Here is an 841-nt window from a genome sequence, read left to right as displayed (position 1 = left end):
TGAGCGAGAGAAAAATGAGCGAGGGGAAAAAGTGAAGAGAGGCTTTTGTTGAGCCTTGCTTTTGACTTGTTCATTAAGGTGCATGGGTGTACTTCTCGTTTTATGCTTTTTTATATTTGTGTCGTGTTTTTTAAAGAATTGGTGCTTTTGCTTGAGAGGTGCTCTTGCTTGAGTGGTACTTTTGTTTGAGTGGGATTCTTGTGAGCTTTTAAGGGGAAAGTGAAGAGGGGCTGTTCTTGGACTTTACTTGCTGTTTCTGTTCTCTTAAAGAGTGAAAATCTTGTAACTTATTTTCTTTTATCAAGCATAAAAATGTGTCTTACCAAGCGATATTGAGAGCGAAAAATCTATACTTAAAGCAAAAGATATTCTGGTGTTTGGGGAAGAAGAGCCCATTTTCTTGCAGGTGGAGAGGCAAGACGCATAGAGAAGACGCGCCAAAAGCTTAAGTTTTTGATCAAGACGTTTTGCTCCATGGAAAGGGCAACAGTGCTTTTAAAGAGCTTGGGGTGGAGGGGGGAAATTGAAAGAAAAGAGGGACATCTATTTATTTACGAGACCGTTATTTATTTACGAGACCGCTAAGGACAGTTTCTCTCTCTCTGGATGAAAAAGGTTTTGTGCAATTTGGTTATGGAATTGTGAGAGACGCTGGTATACATGCGGCGGCTTGCCAAATAATTAATCCTTATCATTTTGAGGCTTTATCATTTTTGGGGGTGCCAGATTGACAACGAGGCATTGAGGCAAAGGGGTGGGTTTTAAGGAAAAGAGATTGAAAATTTTTGAGGAAAAGGTAAGCGTAGGGCGTTTACGTCGTGTGCTTGAGGAAGCTTTAGAT

The 841-nt window shown here is 40.4% G+C and carries 1 protein-coding gene; it reads right to left on the bottom strand.

Annotation, left to right across the window (positions count from 1 at the left end; genetic code table 11):
- Positions 1-353: 353 nt before the first annotated feature.
- On the bottom strand, positions 354-476 hold the full coding sequence (locus tag ACFILA_RS09660; RefSeq protein WP_375661140.1) for a hypothetical protein: 123 nt from the start codon (positions 474-476) through the stop codon (positions 354-356).
- Between the last annotated feature and the right edge of the window lie 365 nt (positions 477-841).

The organism is Bartonella sp. CL71SXKL (assembly GCF_042194935.1).
Classification (GTDB): domain Bacteria; phylum Pseudomonadota; class Alphaproteobacteria; order Rhizobiales; family Rhizobiaceae; genus Bartonella.
This window is presented reverse-complemented; position numbering and strand designations above follow the sequence as displayed.